This window comes from Micromonospora vulcania (assembly GCF_042658605.1).
Taxonomy (GTDB): Bacteria; Actinomycetota; Actinomycetes; order Mycobacteriales; family Micromonosporaceae; genus Micromonospora; species Micromonospora vulcania.
In genome coordinates, this window is sequence record NZ_JBHSQS010000002.1 from 383,675 (window position 1) to 399,349 (window position 15,675).

17 protein-coding genes are annotated in these 15,675 nt (G+C 73.2%); 16 read left to right on the plus strand and 1 reads right to left on the minus strand.

All coding sequences use genetic code 11. The annotated features are described in order from the left end of the window. Positions 1-120 precede the first annotated feature (120 nt). From ftsZ to ACFQGL_RS04425, 14 genes are all read left to right on the plus strand, one after another. A complete protein-coding gene (ftsZ, locus tag ACFQGL_RS04360) occupies positions 121-1,233 on the plus strand; it encodes a cell division protein FtsZ (protein WP_377505635.1) in 1,113 nt (370 codons plus the stop codon). Positions 1,234-1,242: 9 nt separating this feature from the next. Continuing rightward, positions 1,243-1,986: a YggS family pyridoxal phosphate-dependent enzyme gene (locus ACFQGL_RS04365; protein WP_377505638.1), complete on the plus strand. Its 744-nt coding sequence runs from the start codon at positions 1,243-1,245 to the stop codon at positions 1,984-1,986. A 190-nt stretch (positions 1,987-2,176) separates the two neighbouring features. Next, entirely contained in the window at positions 2,177-2,872 is a 696-nt protein-coding gene (locus ACFQGL_RS04370) for a cell division protein SepF (protein ID WP_377505641.1), read from the plus strand. A gap of 30 nt (positions 2,873-2,902) precedes the next feature. Next, positions 2,903-3,208, plus strand: a complete 306-nt coding sequence (locus ACFQGL_RS04375) for a YggT family protein (protein WP_357069555.1) — start codon at positions 2,903-2,905, stop codon at positions 3,206-3,208. 44 nt (positions 3,209-3,252) lie between these two features. Next, positions 3,253-4,053: a DivIVA domain-containing protein gene (locus ACFQGL_RS04380; RefSeq protein ID WP_377505644.1), complete on the plus strand. Its 801-nt coding sequence runs from the start codon at positions 3,253-3,255 to the stop codon at positions 4,051-4,053. An 80-nt stretch (positions 4,054-4,133) separates the two neighbouring features. Then, entirely contained in the window at positions 4,134-4,790 is a 657-nt protein-coding gene (locus tag ACFQGL_RS04385) for a hypothetical protein (RefSeq protein WP_377505647.1), read from the plus strand. A 12-nt stretch (positions 4,791-4,802) separates the two neighbouring features. Then, a complete protein-coding gene (locus ACFQGL_RS04390; protein WP_377505649.1) occupies positions 4,803-5,108 on the plus strand; it encodes a DUF167 domain-containing protein in 306 nt (101 codons plus the stop codon). Between the two features lie 22 nt (positions 5,109-5,130). Continuing rightward, positions 5,131-6,630: a potassium/proton antiporter gene (locus tag ACFQGL_RS04395; RefSeq protein ID WP_377505652.1), complete on the plus strand. Its 1,500-nt coding sequence runs from the start codon at positions 5,131-5,133 to the stop codon at positions 6,628-6,630. A 227-nt stretch (positions 6,631-6,857) separates the two neighbouring features. Beyond that, entirely contained in the window at positions 6,858-7,277 is a 420-nt protein-coding gene (locus tag ACFQGL_RS04400) for a TraR/DksA family transcriptional regulator (RefSeq protein WP_377505655.1), read from the plus strand. Positions 7,278-7,343: 66 nt separating this feature from the next. After that, a complete protein-coding gene (lspA, locus tag ACFQGL_RS04405) occupies positions 7,344-7,958 on the plus strand; it encodes a signal peptidase II (RefSeq protein WP_377505658.1) in 615 nt (204 codons plus the stop codon). Continuing rightward, a complete protein-coding gene (locus ACFQGL_RS04410) occupies positions 7,955-8,899 on the plus strand; it encodes an RluA family pseudouridine synthase (protein ID WP_377505661.1) in 945 nt (314 codons plus the stop codon). Before lspA ends, ACFQGL_RS04410 begins: the two co-directional genes overlap by 4 nt. Positions 8,900-8,941: 42 nt before the next feature. After that, the gene (locus tag ACFQGL_RS04415; protein ID WP_377505664.1) at positions 8,942-9,970 is read left to right on the plus strand and encodes a hypothetical protein; all 1,029 of its coding nucleotides are present in this window, start codon (positions 8,942-8,944) and stop codon (positions 9,968-9,970) included. A gap of 74 nt (positions 9,971-10,044) precedes the next feature. After that, the gene (locus ACFQGL_RS04420) at positions 10,045-11,673 is read left to right on the plus strand and encodes a MinD/ParA family ATP-binding protein (protein WP_377505667.1); all 1,629 of its coding nucleotides are present in this window, start codon (positions 10,045-10,047) and stop codon (positions 11,671-11,673) included. Positions 11,674-11,755: 82 nt separating this feature from the next. Further along, positions 11,756-12,547: a DUF2567 domain-containing protein gene (locus tag ACFQGL_RS04425; protein ID WP_377505670.1), complete on the plus strand. Its 792-nt coding sequence runs from the start codon at positions 11,756-11,758 to the stop codon at positions 12,545-12,547. Here the strand turns inward: ACFQGL_RS04425 and ACFQGL_RS04430 are convergent. Beyond that, entirely contained in the window at positions 12,462-13,166 is a 705-nt protein-coding gene (locus ACFQGL_RS04430) for an LON peptidase substrate-binding domain-containing protein (RefSeq protein WP_377505672.1), read from the minus strand. The genes ACFQGL_RS04425 and ACFQGL_RS04430 overlap by 86 nt on opposite strands. Before the next feature lie 107 nt (positions 13,167-13,273). On the opposite strand from ACFQGL_RS04430, the gene hisD reads away from it, so the two are divergent. Next, positions 13,274-14,596 (plus strand): histidinol dehydrogenase, encoded by a 1,323-nt coding sequence (gene hisD / locus ACFQGL_RS04435; protein WP_377505675.1) that lies wholly within the window; start codon positions 13,274-13,276, stop codon positions 14,594-14,596. After that, positions 14,593-15,663 (plus strand): histidinol-phosphate transaminase, encoded by a 1,071-nt coding sequence (locus ACFQGL_RS04440; protein ID WP_377505678.1) that lies wholly within the window; start codon positions 14,593-14,595, stop codon positions 15,661-15,663. Before hisD ends, ACFQGL_RS04440 begins: the two co-directional genes overlap by 4 nt. The last annotated feature ends 12 nt before the right edge of the window (positions 15,664-15,675 follow it).

Genomic DNA, 15,675 nt, shown 5'->3' on the forward strand with positions numbered 1-15,675 from the left:
CCTCTAGTAGAGGGTGAGGGTTCAGCTCTGATCCTCGCTGGTGACAGCTGTCGTCGGCCGCTGGTCTGGCCACGCCGTAGCCGGTCGGCCGAAGCCAATCTCGAAGGGAAAGGACCGGAGATGACACCTCCGCACAACTACCTGGCGGTCATCAAGGTCGTCGGCATCGGGGGTGGCGGCGTCAACGCCGTCAACCGGATGATCGAGGTTGGGCTCAAGGGCGTCGAGTTCATCGCGATCAACACCGATGCCCAGGCGCTGCTGATGAGTGACGCCGACGTCAAGCTCGACGTCGGCCGGGAGCTGACCCGTGGGCTGGGCGCAGGGGCCAACCCGGACGTCGGCAAGAACGCTGCCGAGGACCACCGGGACGAGATCGAAGAGGTGCTCAAGGGCGCCGACATGGTCTTCGTGACCTGCGGTGAGGGCGGCGGCACCGGCACCGGCGGCGCGCCCGTGGTGGCCAACATCGCCCGCAAGCTCGGCGCGCTGACCATCGGTGTGGTCACCCGGCCGTTCTCGTTCGAGGGCAAGCGTCGTCAGGTGCAGGCCGAGTCGGGAATAGACGAACTGCGCAACCAGTGCGACACCCTGATCGTCATCCCGAACGACCGACTGCTGGCGCTGGGCGACCGCGGTATCAGCATGATGGACGCGTTCCGTACCGCCGACCAGGTGCTGCTCTCCGGCGTGCAGGGCATCACCGACCTGATCACCACCCCGGGTCTGATCAACCTGGACTTCGCCGACGTCAAGAGCGTGATGAGCGGCGCCGGCAGCGCCCTGATGGGCATCGGCAGCGCCCGCGGCGAGAACCGCGCGGTCGAGGCGGCCGAGGCGGCCATCTCCAGCCCGCTGCTGGAGCAGAGCATGGACGGCGCTCGCGGCGTGCTGCTCTCCATCGCCGGCGGTTCCGACCTGGGCCTGTTCGAGATCAACGACGCGGCGCAACTGGTCACCGACGCGGCCCACCCGGACGCCAACATCATCTTTGGCGCGGTGATCGACGACGCGCTCGGCGACGAGGTACGGGTGACGGTCATCGCGGCGGGCTTCGACGGGGGCGCGCCGGCGTACAAGGCGGCCGAGCCGGTCCGCAAGACCAACACCAACCAGCCGGCGCCGCAGAGCCCGGTCCCGGCACCGACCACCATGCCGGCACCGACCCAGTCGCCGCGGCGGGTGCTCTTCGACGACGTGGACGTGCCCGACTTCCTCAAGAACGGGTCCTGAGCACCGCCGATGACCGACAGCTCAGCCACGGTACGACCGGATCGGCGCGCCGAACTCGCAGCCGGTCTGGCGCAGGTACGGACCCGCATCGTCGACGCCTGCGTCGACGCCGGCCGGGACCCCGCCGACGTCACGATGATCGCGGTGACCAAGACCTACCCGGCCGGCGACGTGCTGGCGTTGGCCGGGCTCGGGGTCACCGACATGGGGGAGAACCGCGACCAGGAGGCGGCCGGCAAGGCCGCCGAGGTCGCTGCGGCCGGGGTACGGCCGCGCTGGCACTTCATTGGCCAGCTACAGCGCAACAAGGCCCGTTCGGTGGTCCGGTACGCCGACGTGGTGCACTCCGTCGACAGTGCCCGGCTGGCCCGGGCGCTGGCCACCGCGGCGGCCGACCGGGAGCGACCGCTGGACGTCCTGCTCCAGGTCAGCATCGACGGGGACGCGGCCCGGGGTGGTGCGTTGCCCGGCTCGGCCGAGCCGGACGTCGGATTGGAGTCGGTGGCCGAGGCGGTCGCCGGCGCTCCGGCGCTGCGGCTCGCCGGCCTGATGGCGGTGGCGCCGCTCGGTTGGGAGCCGGAACGGGCCTTTGCGCGGCTGGCCGAGGTGGTCGCGGCCTTTCGTGCGGTCCATCCCGGGGCAACGGCGTTGTCCGCCGGAATGAGCGGCGACCTGGAAATCGCGATCCGATACGGCGCGACACATGTCCGCGTCGGTAGCGCGTTGCTCGGAATGCGCTCCACGCTGCGGTAGCCTGACCGCGAGACAAGCAAATTACATCAGTGTTGTTCCAGGGACGGCGTCTCCTTGTCGGGGGCTGTGGCGTGCGACGCGAATCGCGCGCCAGGGGATTGCCGTTCCGGTCCGATGGGCATCGTTGTCCACTCGCGACGAGCGACATGGCACGGGGGCGCGTGCCGCACGGCGGACGGAAGGGCGCGGGATGGGTGCACTGCGCAAGGCGGGGGTCTGGCTCGGTCTGGTGGAAGAGGACGACGAGCGGGCCTACGACGACGGTGGCTACGACAAGGGTGGCTACCGGGACTCGCGGTACCGGCAGAGCCGGTATGCCGAGGAGTTCGCCGACGAGGACGAGGACGACACCGAGGAGCCGCCGGCTCCCCGGCCACGGGCCAGCGAGCGGGGTCGGCTGTCCGAGCGGGCGAACGGGCGGGTCAGCGAGTCCGACCGCGGTGACGGTGAGCGTCCGGAGCGGGTCGAGCGGTCCAGCGTCCGGTCGATCACCCGGTCGTCGGCCGGTGAGACCTCCGGCGCGCTGAGCTACCACACCCGGGACAATCTGGCCCTCGCGCCGCAGGCCACGCCGCGTGAGCGGGTGGTGCAGCCCGAGGAGGAGCAGCGCTACCAGATCACCACGCTGCACCCGACCACCTACCGCGAGGCGCGCACCATCGGTGAGCATTTCCGCGACGGGGTCCCGGTGATCATCAATCTCACCGAGATGGATGAGGCCGATGCCCGCCGTCTGGTGGACTTCGCCGCCGGTCTGGCGTTCGGGCTGCGCGGTACGATCGAGCGCGTGACCAATCGGGTGTTCCTGCTCTCACCGGCCAATGTCCAGGTCACCGCGGAGGACAAGGCCAAGATCGCTGAGGGCGGTTTTTTCAGTCTGAGTTGATCCCGCCCGATCCGAGGGACGTCGCTGACCGTGTTGTCGATCTTACTGCAAGTGTTGTACCTGATCCTGTATGTCTTCCTGCTCCTTCTTCTGTCCCGGTTCGTGCTGAGCGCCGTCCTGCAGTACGGCCGCCGGTGGCAGCCGGGCCGCGGAGCATCGGCAGGATTGGAATCCGTGTGGAGCGTCACTGATCCCCCTCTCAACGCGTTGAGGCGTGTGATCCCTCCGCTGCGAATTGGTACCGTGAGCATCGACCTGGCCTCCCTTGTGCTCCTGGTTATCCTGTTCGTGCTGATGGAGTTCGTGTTAGGGCCGTCGATCACGGCAACTGCCTGATGAGCGACGCGCTTTCGCGGCCGCAACTGACCCGAGGAGTTTCGATGCCGCTGACCCCGGCCGACGTCCACAACGTCGCCTTCAAAAAGCCGCCGATCGGCAAGCGGGGGTATGACGAGGAGGAGGTCGACGCCTTCCTGGACGAGGTCGAGCGCGAACTCGCCCGCCTCATCGAGGAGAACAACGAGCTGCGCGCCCAGGTGGAGCGCGGCGGCCGTGGCGGTGCCCCCGCGGGCCCCGGCGGCGACGCCCGACTTGCGGCGGAGCTCAACGACGTCAAGGCCCAGCTGGACCGGGTGCAGCGCGACAAGTCGGCGGCCGAGCAGGCCGCCCGCGCGATGCAGGCCGAGCTGGAGCAGGTCCGCGCCACCGGTGGCCCGGCAGTCACCGGCGACGGCGAGCAGCAGGCCCTGCGGGTGCTGATGATGGCCCAGCGCACCGCCGACGACCACGTGTCCGACGCCCGCCGCGAGGCCGACCAGCTCCTGTCCGAGGCCCGCAGCAAGGCTGAGGAGGTGACCCGTGAGGCGCGCGCCAAGGCCGACGCCCTGGAGCGGGACGCCCGTCAGCGGCACCAGGAGGCCATGGGTGGCCTGGACGCCAAGCGCACCGCGCTGCAGAAGCACATCGAGGAGCTCAAGCAGTTCGAGCGCGAGTACCGCACTCGCCTGAAGGCCTACCTGGAGAGCCAGCTGCGTGACCTCGACGGTCGCGGCCAGGGCCTGGAGGCCGAGATGACCCGCTCCGAGGCTGGCCGGGTTGCCGGCGGCAACGGGTTGGCAACCGCGGGCCTCGCCGGTTCGTACGGCGGCGGGCGCTCCGGCGCCCTGGAAGCCGGACGCTGAGCACCGGCCGGCGATCGCTGTCAGCCGATGGTGACGATCGCCGGCCCCGCGTGGACGGTAAGACGCGGCGGGGGTGAGTCGTGATAGTCGCGAGTCTCCTACTCATCCTCGTCGCGGTGGTGCTGCTGGTGCTTGGTCTGGCCGGTGGCTCCAGCTTTATGTTGATCATCTCCATCGCGGCCAGTCTGCTGGCCGCCGTGGCGTTGGTGGTGGGCGCCCGCCAGGCAGCCGCCAATCGCGCGACGGCGGATCCCGGCCGGACCAGCCGGCGGGCCTTCGCAGCGCCCCGCACGACCGGCCAGGCCGGAGCGGGTGCCGCGTACGGGCCACCGCTGGCCGAGCCGGACGTACCGGTCCAGCACCTGTCCACGACGGTCGGTACCGGCGGCACCGGGTGGCGGCAACCACCCGAGCCTCCGGTCGACCACGGGTCGCCGATCGACACCCCGGCCGATGCCGGGCCGCCGTTCGCGACCCCGGCCGAGGGCGCTGAGGCGGCGGACGACGAGCCGGCCGCGCAGTCGGTCACCCCGGCCGAGGCGGCCCGCGTGGCGCGACTGCAGCGCCTCGTCCAGGTGGTGGACGGTCGGCCCCGCTACCACCTCGCCAGCTGCCCGCAGCTGGTCGGTCGGGAGCCCGAGGCGCTGCCGGTAGCCGAGGCTGTCGAGCTCGGCTTCACTCCGTGCGCACGCTGTGCGCCGGCCACCGCCCTGCTCGCTGACGCCCGGCCGATCTGAAACGGGCGCCGGGTGCCCGCACAGGACACGCTCACCGTCGCGGTACGGGTGAAGCCCGGCGCGTCCCGGGACCGGGTCGGTGGCCGCTTCGACGGCCCGCACGGTCCGGCTCTGGTGATCGCGGTGCACGCCCCGGCCGTGGACGGTCGGGCCACCGAGGCCGCCCGTCGGGCGTTGGCCGCCGCGTTGGGCATCCGGCCGGCCGCCGTGTCGCTGCGTACCGGTGCGGCCAGCCGCGACAAGCTCTTCCTCGTCGACCGACCCGGCCCGGAGCTGTCCGGGGTGCTGCACCGGCTGCGCGACGGATCAGGCGAGTGAGGAACGCCCGGGCCAGGCATCCGTGACGCCCGAGCTGGATATCGCGCTGCTGCTCGGCGCGGCCGTGCTGCTCGTCGCGGTCGGCGCGGTCCGGCTTTCCACCCGGCTCGGGGTGCCCAGCCTGCTGGTCTACCTGGCGTTGGGCGTGGCGATCGGTGAGGGCGGGCTGGGCATCCGCTTCGACGACGCCGAGCTGACCCGCGCCCTCGGCTTCTGTGCGCTCATCGTGATCATCGCGGAGGGCGGGCTCACCGCGAGGTGGAGCACCTTGCGCCCGGTGCTCGGGCTGGCCGCCGTGCTCTCCACGGTCGGTGTGGCGGTCAGCATCGTGGTGGTCGGCGTCGCCGTCCACCTGCTGCTGGGCCTGGACTGGCGGCTCGCGCTGCTCTACGGCGCGGTGCTCTCCTCCACCGACGCCGCCGCGGTCTTCGCCACCCTGCGCCGGCTGCGTCTGCCGCCCCGACCGGTCGCCCTGCTCGAGGCCGAGTCGGGGATGAACGACGCCCCGGTGGTGCTGCTGGTCGTCCTGCTGTCCCACTCGGGCTGGTCGCACCCGTGGTGGTACGAGGCCGCGCTGGTCGTCTACGAGTTGGGCGTGGGTGCGGCGGTCGGCGTGGCCGCCGGCGTGGCGGGCACGTGGGCGCTGCGCCGGGCCGCGCTGCCCTCGGCCGGGCTGTACCCGATCGCCGCGGTGGGGATCACCGTGCTGGCGTACGCCGGGGGCACGGTGCTGCACGCCTCGGGGTTCCTCGCCGTCTACGTGGCCGGGGTGCTGCTGGGCAACGCCCGGCTGCCGCACCGACAGGCGATCCTCGGCTTCGCCGACGGGCTGGCCTGGCTCGCCCAGATCGGCCTGTTCGTGCTGCTCGGGCTGCTGGCCTCGCCGGGACGGCTGGACGCGGCGGTGTTGCCGGCCGTGGTCGCCGGGCTGGCGCTGGTGCTGCTCGCCCGGCCGCTGTCGGTGCTCGTGTCGGCGCTGCCGTTCCGGGTCGGCCTGCGCGAGCAGACGTTCCTGTCCTGGGCCGGGCTGCGCGGGGCGGTGCCGATCGTGCTGGCCACCATTCCGCTCTCCGAACGGGTGCCCGGGGCGGAGCGCCTGTTCGACGCGGTCTTCGTGCTGGTGGTGATCTTCACGCTGGTGCAGACCGGGACGCTCGGGCCGCTCGCCCGGCGGCTGCGGATCACCGCGCCGGCCGAGGCGACCGAGATCCACGTGGAGACCGCCCCGCTGGAGCGGATGCGGGCCGATCTGCTCCAACTGGAGGTTCCCCCGGGCTCGCGGTTGGCCGGCGTGCACGTCGACGAGCTACGGCTGCCGCTGGGCGCCTCGGTGACCCTGGTGCTGCGCGACGGGGTGGGCTTCGTGCCCGCTCCGGACACCCGGCTCAAGACCGGCGACAGCTTGTTGATCGTGGCCACCGGCGGCGTACGCGACGCCGCCGAGCGGCGGCTGCGCGCGGTCAGCCGGCGCGGTCGGCTGGCCCGGTGGTTTGGCGAGTACGGGGATGAGGTCGAGGCGTGATCTGCTAGCGTTCCTTTTGCCCCAGTTAGGCAGGGCTAGGGGCTGTTTAGCGGTGCGACGGTGCGGCACGTTGTCGGACGCCTGTACGTTCCGTATTCTTGCCAACCTCCGGAGTGCGCGGCCCTCATCGCCGTGCGCCCCTTTTCGTACGGTGGGGGACACCCAGGTCGGTGGCCCCTGTCCAGGCGCCGCGGGCCACCGCGGTTCCGCGGCCGAGGGAGCGACCCATGGCGAAGCCAGCCGATACCAGGACCGCCGGCCGCAAGCCGGCGGCCAAGGCCACCCGCAGCGCGGCGGAGACCGAGAAGATCCGGGCAGCGCTGGCGGCGCGGCGGGACGAGCTGCGCGCCGAGTACGATCAGACGCTGAGTGAGATCACCGAGCTGCAGCGCGATCGGCTGACCGACTCGGCCGGGGACGACCAGGCCGACACCGGCACCAAGACGCTCGAGCGGGAGCAGGAGATTTCCCTCGCCAACAGCATCCTGGAACGGATCACGCAGGTCGAGCGCGCGTTGGAGCGCCTCGACGAGGGTGGTTACGGCTGGTGCGAGCGGTGCGGCAACCCGATCCCGGTCGAGCGCCTCGCCGCTTTCCCGTCGGCCACCCTGTGCGTGACGTGCAAGCAGCTGGAGGAGCGGCGCTGAGGTCCGCTTCCCGGCGGGCGATGAGACGGTGAGCGATCACCGCCGAAGAATCTCGATGGGGAGCGTATGACCGCAGCACCGTCCGCCGGACCCGACCGCACCGACGCGGGCGGCGGCAAGCCCCGGCCCAGGGCCGTCGTGATCCTCGCCGGGGTCGCCGTGGTGGCCCTGCTGGCCGACCTGGTCACCAAGCACCTCGCGTTGGCCGGGCTGACCGGCCGGGAGCCGGTCCGGCTGCTCGGTGGGCTGGTCTACCTCAGCCTCACCCGCAACAGCGGTGCGGCGTGGAGCATCGGCTCGGACCACACCTGGGTCTTTCCGCTGATCACCATCGGTGTGGTGGGCTGGATCGTCTGGATGGCTCTGCGGCTGCGCTCGCTGCCCTGGGCGATCTCCCTCGGTCTGGTGCTCGGCGGCGCGTTGGGCAACCTCGTCGACCGGATCTTCCGGGCACCCGCCCCCTTCCACGGGCACGTGGTCGACATGATCAGCCTCTTCGACGCGTACGGCCGGGTCTGGCCGGTGTTCAACCTCGCCGACAGTTCGCTGGTCTGCGGCGTGCTGTTGGCGGTGCTGTTGGAGCTGACCGGCCGCCAGCGGGACGGCCGGCGGGCCGGCCGCGACGGGGATTCCGCCGACGCGACCGCCAGCCAGGACGCCGGTCACCGGGAGCGGGCATGACGGCCGCGTTCGCCGCTGGCGGCGACCACCGTTCGCTGCCCGTGCCGGACGGCCTGGACGGGATGCGCCTGGACCAGGCGGTGTCCCGGCTGTTCGGGCTCTCCCGCACGGCCGCGGCAGCCCTGGTCGACGCCGGTGACGCGCTGGTCGACGGCACGGCCCGGCCCAACTCGCACAAGGTCAAGGCCGGCTCCTGGCTGGACGTCACGCTGCCCGCCCCGGTCGCTCCGCCGACCGTGGTGCCGCAGGCGGTGCCCGGCCTGCGGGTCGTGTACGCCGACGACGACATCGTGGTGGTGGACAAGCCGGTGGGCGTGGCCGCGCATCCCAGCCCGGGCTGGACCGGCCCGACCGTGATCGGCGCGCTGGCGGCGATCGGGCACCGCATCTCCACCAGCGGCGCCGCGGAGCGGCAGGGCGTCGTGCACCGGCTCGACGTGGGCACCACCGGGATCATGGTGGTGGCCAAGAGCGAGCAGGCGTACACCGCGCTCAAGCGCGCCTTCAAGTACCGCGAGGTGGACAAGGGCTACCACGCGGTGGTGCAGGGGCACCTGGACCCGCTGCGGGGAACCGTCGACGCGCCGATTGACCGGCATCCGACACACGACTACCGCTGGGCCGTGGTCTCCGGCGGAAAGCCGAGCATCACCCACTACGACACGCTGGAGGCGTTCCCGGCGGCGAGCCTGGTCGACGTCCGGCTGGAGACCGGCCGGACCCACCAGATCCGAGTGCACTTCTCCACCATGCGGCACCCCTGTGTGGGCGACCTCACCTACGGCGCGGATCCCACCCTCTCGGCCCGGCTCGGGCTGGCCCGACAGTGGCTGCACGCCCGCGAGTTGAGCTTCCTGCACCCCCGAACGGGGGACGAGGTCCGGTTCGTCAGCGACTACCCTGATGATCTGGAACGCGCGCTTCAGGTCCTGCGGGACTGAGCGGCGACCGCCCGACACCATCCTGACGAGGGGATCCCGCCCGTGCGCGCCGGCGACCTGCTGCGGCAGCTGGACCAACGGCTGTTGCCGCCGCTGACCCGTGCCGTGGCCCGGCTGGGCGACCGGTCGGCGCGGTCCGGGGTGCTCACCTGGGCTGCCCTGCTCTCCTCGGCGGCGGTGCTGGGCACCGCGGTCTGGGCCGTCGACGACACCCCGGTCGGCGACCGGACGGTGGGTGAGGTGACCCGGGTCGGCGTGGTCGACGGCGACTCGGTCCCGGGCTACCTGGAGTCCGCAGCGGCCGACCTGGCCGCGCTGCCCACGGCCGCCAAGGTCCCCGGGGACGGGACGTACGCCCTGGTCACGCTGGACGCGTACCTGCCGCCGCAGCAACTGGCCTCGGTGCTCGGCGACGTGCCGGTCTCGACGGTCTTCGGGCGGGTGCCGCTGCCCGGCCGGCAGACCGAGATCGTCAAGATCCCCGCGATGCGGGTGCCGGACGACGTGGTCGCCGGCATGGCGCAGGTGGCCGCCCGCAAGGACGGCGAAGCCGCCGACTACCGCGCCCGGGCGGCCGCGATCGGCGGCAAGGGGCCCGACGAGCGTGAGCTGCGCGAGCGGTACGCCAGCGGTGCGGCCGTCGCGGCGGCCGAGGCGGCGGCGTACCGCACCGGCTGCGCCTGCGTGTACGCGGCGGTGGTGCGGGCGGCGCCGGTGGTGCTGCGTGGCATGGCGTCCCGGCCGGACGTGCGCGCGGTCGACCCGGCCCCCGAGGTGTACCGGCTGGACCGCACCGTCTTCACGCCGCCACTGCCCGAGCAGCGGGACGTGGTCCGCCCACCGGCCGACACCGGGCCGAGCTCGGCGCCGACCCCGAGCGGGCCGGAGGAGTCGACGTCGGTCACGCCAGCGCCCACCGGGACGATGGGCGAATCGTCGGAACCCGCACCGGTCGTGACGATTCCGTCACCAGAGCCCTCGGTGCAGGAGTCGACCGAGCCGCCCTCGCCGAGCACCACCACCTCGCCGGACGCCACCGATGCCGCGCCGCTGGCGCCCACCCCGTCGTGATCCGCGCCGGGTGGTGTGCGCGCCCTGGTGTGGTCCGAATAGGGTTTCCTTCGTAGCCTGTCAGACGGAGATCGATGGCGCTGGGAGGGCGGGCCGTGGAGGGCAGTGAGACCGGCTGGGGCCGGCCGGCCGAGCCAGCACCGAGGTGGCGGGCGTTGTTGGACCGCGCCCGGGGTGGTGGCCGTGCCGCCGAGCAGCCCGAGCCCGAGCAGCGGGCCGACGAGCAATCGCCGGATCCCCTGCCCCGTCGCGCGGCCCCCAACGGCTACTCCGGCCGGGCGTCGGCCATCGGGCATCCGGCCGAGCTGTCGTACGGGGCGGAGCCGGGTTACCGGGCCGAGGCGAGCTACCGGGTCGACCCCGCGTACCGGGCCGAACCGGATTACCGTGCCGAACCGGCGTACCGGTCCGAACCCGCGTACCGCGCCGAGCCGGACTACCGGGCGGAGCCGGCGTACCGGTCCGATCCGGCGTACCGGTCCGATCCGGGCTACCGGGCCGAGCCGGGCTATCGGGCGGAGCCGGGCTATCGGGCGGAGCCGGGCTACCGGGCGGAGCCGGACTACCGGGCGGACCCGGTGTACCGGTCCGAGCCCGAACCGCCGCCGCGGGCCGAGCCGGTCGAGTCGCGTTACGCGCTGCTGGACAACGGCTACCGGCAGGGCAACCCGCCGGCGGAGTCCCGGTACGCGCTGCTGGAGACCGGCTACCAGCCGGAGACCGGCTACCCGGCGTCGGTGCCTCCGCCACCGCCGGTCGCTGCGCCGCCGCCTCCGCCGGTCGTCGCGCCCCCGGCCCCGCCGGTGGTCCCGGCACCCGCCCCGCCGGTCAGCTCGGCGATCGCCGAGCGCGGCTACCCGGCCCGGGTGGAGTGGCGCCCGCAGAGCGTCGATCCGGAGCAGGAGCGGGCCACCGGGGTGCTCCGGCGGGACCTGGGCACCCCTCGGGTGTTCGCGTTCGCCAACCCCAAGGGCGGGGTGCACAAGACCACCGCCACCGTGCTCGCCGCGGCCACCGTCGGCAGCGTCCGCGGGCGGGGCGTGCTGGCGTGGGACGACAACGAGCTGCGGGGCACCCTCGGGCTGCGCGCCGGCAGCGCCCGGCACGCCCGGACCATCCGCCACCTGATCACCGACCTGGCCCAGATCGAGATCCTGGAGGGCGCGACCCTGCTGGATCGGCTGGACGACTACCTGCGGCACGCCTCCGACGGCTCGTACGACGTGCTGGCCGGCGAGGAGAGCCCGCGCTTCGCCCAGCGACTGGACCAGTTCACCGTCCGGCGGGTGCTGGATCTGCTGCGCAGCACCCACGAGGTGGTCTGCGTGGACACCGGCAACAACGTGGAGAGCGCCAACTGGCGCACCGTGATGAACGCCGCCGACCAACTGGTGGTGACCACGGTTCCACGTGAGGACGCGGCGTTCAGCGCCGACTGGATGCTCGACCTGCTGCACGAGGAGGGCATGGGTGAGCTGGCCGACAACGCCATCACCCTGATCTCCTGCCCGACCCCGGGCCGCTCGGCGTTGCAGGACGACCTGGAGCGGCACTTCGCCACCCGTACCCGTGGGGTTGCCGTGGTGCCCTACGACCCGGCGCTGGAGACCGGGTCGTCGATCGAGTACCACCAGCTCCAACCGGAGACCCGCCAGGCGTGGCTGCGCGCGGCGGCGATGATGGTGGAACCGTTCGCCCGCTGACCGGAGGCGGTGCGGTCACGTCATCGGGCGAGAGGGCCGATGACCGTGCACGGCCCCGGCGGCGAGCTGAGAGGATCATCGGGTGAACCCCGACAGCCCCGAATCCGCTCGGCCCACGCCGCACGGCGACGAGCCGTTCGTACCGCCAGCACCGGCGGACCCGGTCGTGCAGCACAGCCCCGGCTGGATGTCCCCGGTCGTCGATGCGACCGCCGAACCGGACCGGCCGCGGGGCTGGGCCCAGATCGTCGCGACGGTGGTCGGCGTCGTGCTCGCACTGGCGGTGCTGGGCGCGCCGCTCGGGCTGCTCTGGGCCGCGCTGGCGCCGGACACCCCGGTGCTCAAGACCGCCGAGGGGGCGATCTACACCGATCCGCAGCCGGAGCAGCCGATCGCCGCCGACGGCGTCTTCAGCCTGCTCGGGCTCGCTTTCGGAGTGCTCGCGGCGCTCGCCCTGTGGTTCGTGCTGCGCCGGTGGCGTGGCCCGGTGGGGCTGGTCGCGGCGGCGCTGGGCGCGCTGGCCGCCGCGCCGGTGGCCTGGCAGGTGGGGCGACGGGTCGGCCTGGACACCTTCAACCGGCTGCTGAACACCGCACCGGCCGGTCAGGCGTTCACCAAACCCGCCGACCTGCGCGCGGGCGGGGTCGACTGGCTGTTCGGCGTGCTGCCGGTGCCGCACGGCAACCTGCTGCTGCCGGCGTTCGGCGCTGCGATCACGTACACCCTGCTGGCCGGCTGGTCGCGGTGGCCGTCGCTGCGGCCGGAGCCGGAGCCCGACCCGGCCGCGTTCAGTTGGGCGTCGGCGGGGACGCCAGCTCCGCCAGCGGCACCGGAACCGCCCGCACCTGGCGCAGCAGAGCCGCCTCGCGGTTGAGCAACCGCAGCTCGGCGCGGAGCCGGGCGGCGGTGTCGTCGATCGCCAGCAGCCGCTGCCGGTCGTCGACGGTCAGCGCCGCCGTCGCCGCCACCAGGTGGGAGAGCACGGTCGGGTCCTCCGGCAGCTGCTCGGAGATCTCCTCCGGGTCGGACCGGATCAGGCCGAGGTATTGCCGGAACACCGCGATGACCCGGGCCGCCAGCAGGTCGGCGACCTCGTCCGCCCCGGCTGGCTCGGGCAGCCACTCGACCTCGGCCGTCAGGTAGGGCGCGGCATGCTCGTCCACCTCGGCGATCCGGAACCGGCGCCGGCCGACCGTGACGATGTCGAAGCCGCCGTCGGCCAGCTCGGTAACCTGCCGCAGTTCGGCGGTGCAACCCACCTCGTGCAGCGTGACGTCGCCGCCGGCGGGAGTGGGCCGGCTGCCCGGCCCGGCCGGCGCGACCTCCCAGCCGGCCTGGATGGCCACCACCCCGAACTCGCGCGAGGCGCCCTCGGGCAGGCCGACCAGGTGTCGGACCAGGGCCCGGTAGCGCTCCTCGAAGATGTGCAGCGGCAGCACCAACCCGGGGAAGAGCACCGTGGCGAGCGGGAACACCGGCAGCCGTGCGGTCACGCCGTCGAGCCTAACCAATTGTGCCCACGTCGGCGTGGCCCGGCTCACCGTGGCCCCCGGCCGGGCGGCCCGGATGGGCTCCGGCCGGGCCGCCTAGACTCGTAAGGGTGCTGAATCGGATCGACCTGCGCAACGGTCTCGGTGACCCGCGCCGCCTGCTGCCCCGTGCCCAGCTCGACGTGTCGGTGGCCGTCGAGCGGATCCGGCCACTCGTGGAGGCGGTCCGGGAGCATGGGTACCCGGCGATCCGGGAGGCCAGTGAGCGGTTCGACGGCGTTTCGCCGGAGGTTCTGCGGGTGCCGGTCGAGGCGATCGCCGAGGCCGAGGGGGTGCTCGACGCCGACGTGCGGGCCGCGCTGCTGGAGTCGATCAGCCGGGCCCGCCGGGTGCACGCGGACCAGCGGCGTACCGGGCACACCACCCAGGTGGTGCCCGGTGGCACGGTCACCGAGCGCTGGTTGCCGGTCGACCGGGTCGGCCTCTACGTGCCCGGTGGGCTGGCCATGTACCCGTCGACCGTGGTGATGAACGTGGTGCCCGCCCAGGCGGCCGGGGTGCGCTCGCTGGTGGTGGTCAGCCCGCCGCAGAAGGACAACGACGGCCTGCCGGACCCCCGGGTGCTCGCCGCCTGCGCGCTGCTCGGCGTCGACGAGGTGTACGCCGTGGGAGGCGCGCAGGCGGTGGCGATGCTGGCGTACGGCGCGGCGGTGGACCCGTCGGGTGACCTGCGCTGCGAGCCGGTCGACCTGGTCACCGGCCCCGGCAACATCTGGGTGACCGCCGCGAAGCGGCTGCTGCGCGGCGTGGTCGGCATCGATGCCGAGGCCGGCCCGACCGAGATCGCCATCCTGGCCGACGACACCGCCGACCCGTCGCACGTGGCCGCCGACCTGATCAGCCAGGCCGAACACGATCCGCTCGCTGCGAGCGTGCTGGTCACCCCGTCGGTGGCGCTGGTCGAGGCGGTCGAGCGGGAACTGGCCCGGCAGGTGCCGGCGACCAAGCACACCGAGCGGGTGACCACCGCGCTGACCGGCGAGCAGAGCGGCGTGGTCCTGGTGGACGACCTGGAGGCCGGGCTGCGGGTGGTCGACGCGTACGCCGCGGAGCACCTGGAGATCCAGACGGTCGACGCCCGGGAGTGGGCGCTGCGGGTCCGCAACGCCGGGGCGATCTTCGTGGGCGCCTGGTCGCCGGTGTCGCTCGGCGACTACTGCGCCGGCTCCAACCACGTCCTGCCCACCGGCGGCTGTGCCCGACACTCCTCCGGCCTGTCCGTGCAGTCGTTCCTGCGCGGTGTGCACCTGATCGAATACACCCAGGACGCGCTGCGTGAGGTGGCTCCGCACGTGGTCACCCTGGCGACCGTGGAGGACCTGCCCGCGCACGGCCAGGCCGTTCAGGCCCGCTTCCCGGGAGACACGGCGTGACCAGCCTGGACGACCTGCCGGTCCGCGACGACCTGCGCGGGCTGTCGCCGTACGGGGCGCCGCAGCTGGACGTGCCGGTGCGGCTGAACACCAACGAGAACTCCTATCCGCTGCCCGAGCCGGTGGTGGAGGCGATCGGCAAGGCGCTCGCGGCCGAGCTGCGCGAGCTGAACCGCTACCCGGACCGGGACGCGGTGGCCCTGCGCGCCGACCTGGCCGGGTACCTCGGGCACGGGCTCACCGTCGAGCAGGTGTGGGCGGCCAACGGTTCCAACGAGATCCAGCAGCAGCTGCTCCAGGCGTTCGGTGGTCCGGGGCGCAGTGCGCTCGGCTTCGTTCCGGCGTACTCGATGCACCCGCTGCTGGCCCTCGGCACCGGCACCCGGTGGGTGCCGGCCCGGCGCGGCGTCGACTTCGGGCTGACCGCCGACGAGGCGGTGGCCCAGGTCCGCGAGCACCGGCCCGACGTGGTCTTCCTCTGCTCGCCGAACAACCCGACCGGAACCGCCCTGGACCCGGCGGTGGTCGCCGCGGTGCTGGACGACGCGCCCGGCATGGTGGTGGTGGACGAGGCGTACGCCGAGTTCGCCCGACCCGGGACGGTCAGCGCCCTGGCCGTGCTGCCCGGTCATCCCCGGCTGGTGGTCACCCGGACGATGAGCAAGGCGTTCGGCTTCGCCGGTGGACGGCTCGGCTACCTGGCGGCCGACCCGGCGGTGGTGCAGGCGGTGCAGTTGGTCCGGCTGCCGTACCACCTCTCCGCGCTGACCCAGGCCGCCGCGCGCGCCGCGCTGGCCCACCGCGACACCCTGCTCGGTACGGTGAGCGCGATCATGGCGCAGCGGGACCGGATCGTGGCGACGCTGCGCGAGCGCGGGTTGCGGGTCGCCGACAGCGACGCCAACTTCGTGCTCTTCGAGGTGGGCGGGGACCAGGCCACCGCCTGGCGCACCCTGCTGGCGCACGGGGTGCTGGTCCGCGATGTCGGCCTGCCCGGCTGGCTGCGGGTCACCGCCGGCACCCCGGGCGAGACCGACGCCTTCCTCAGCGCCGTGGAGGCGCTGTGAGCCGGGCCTTCG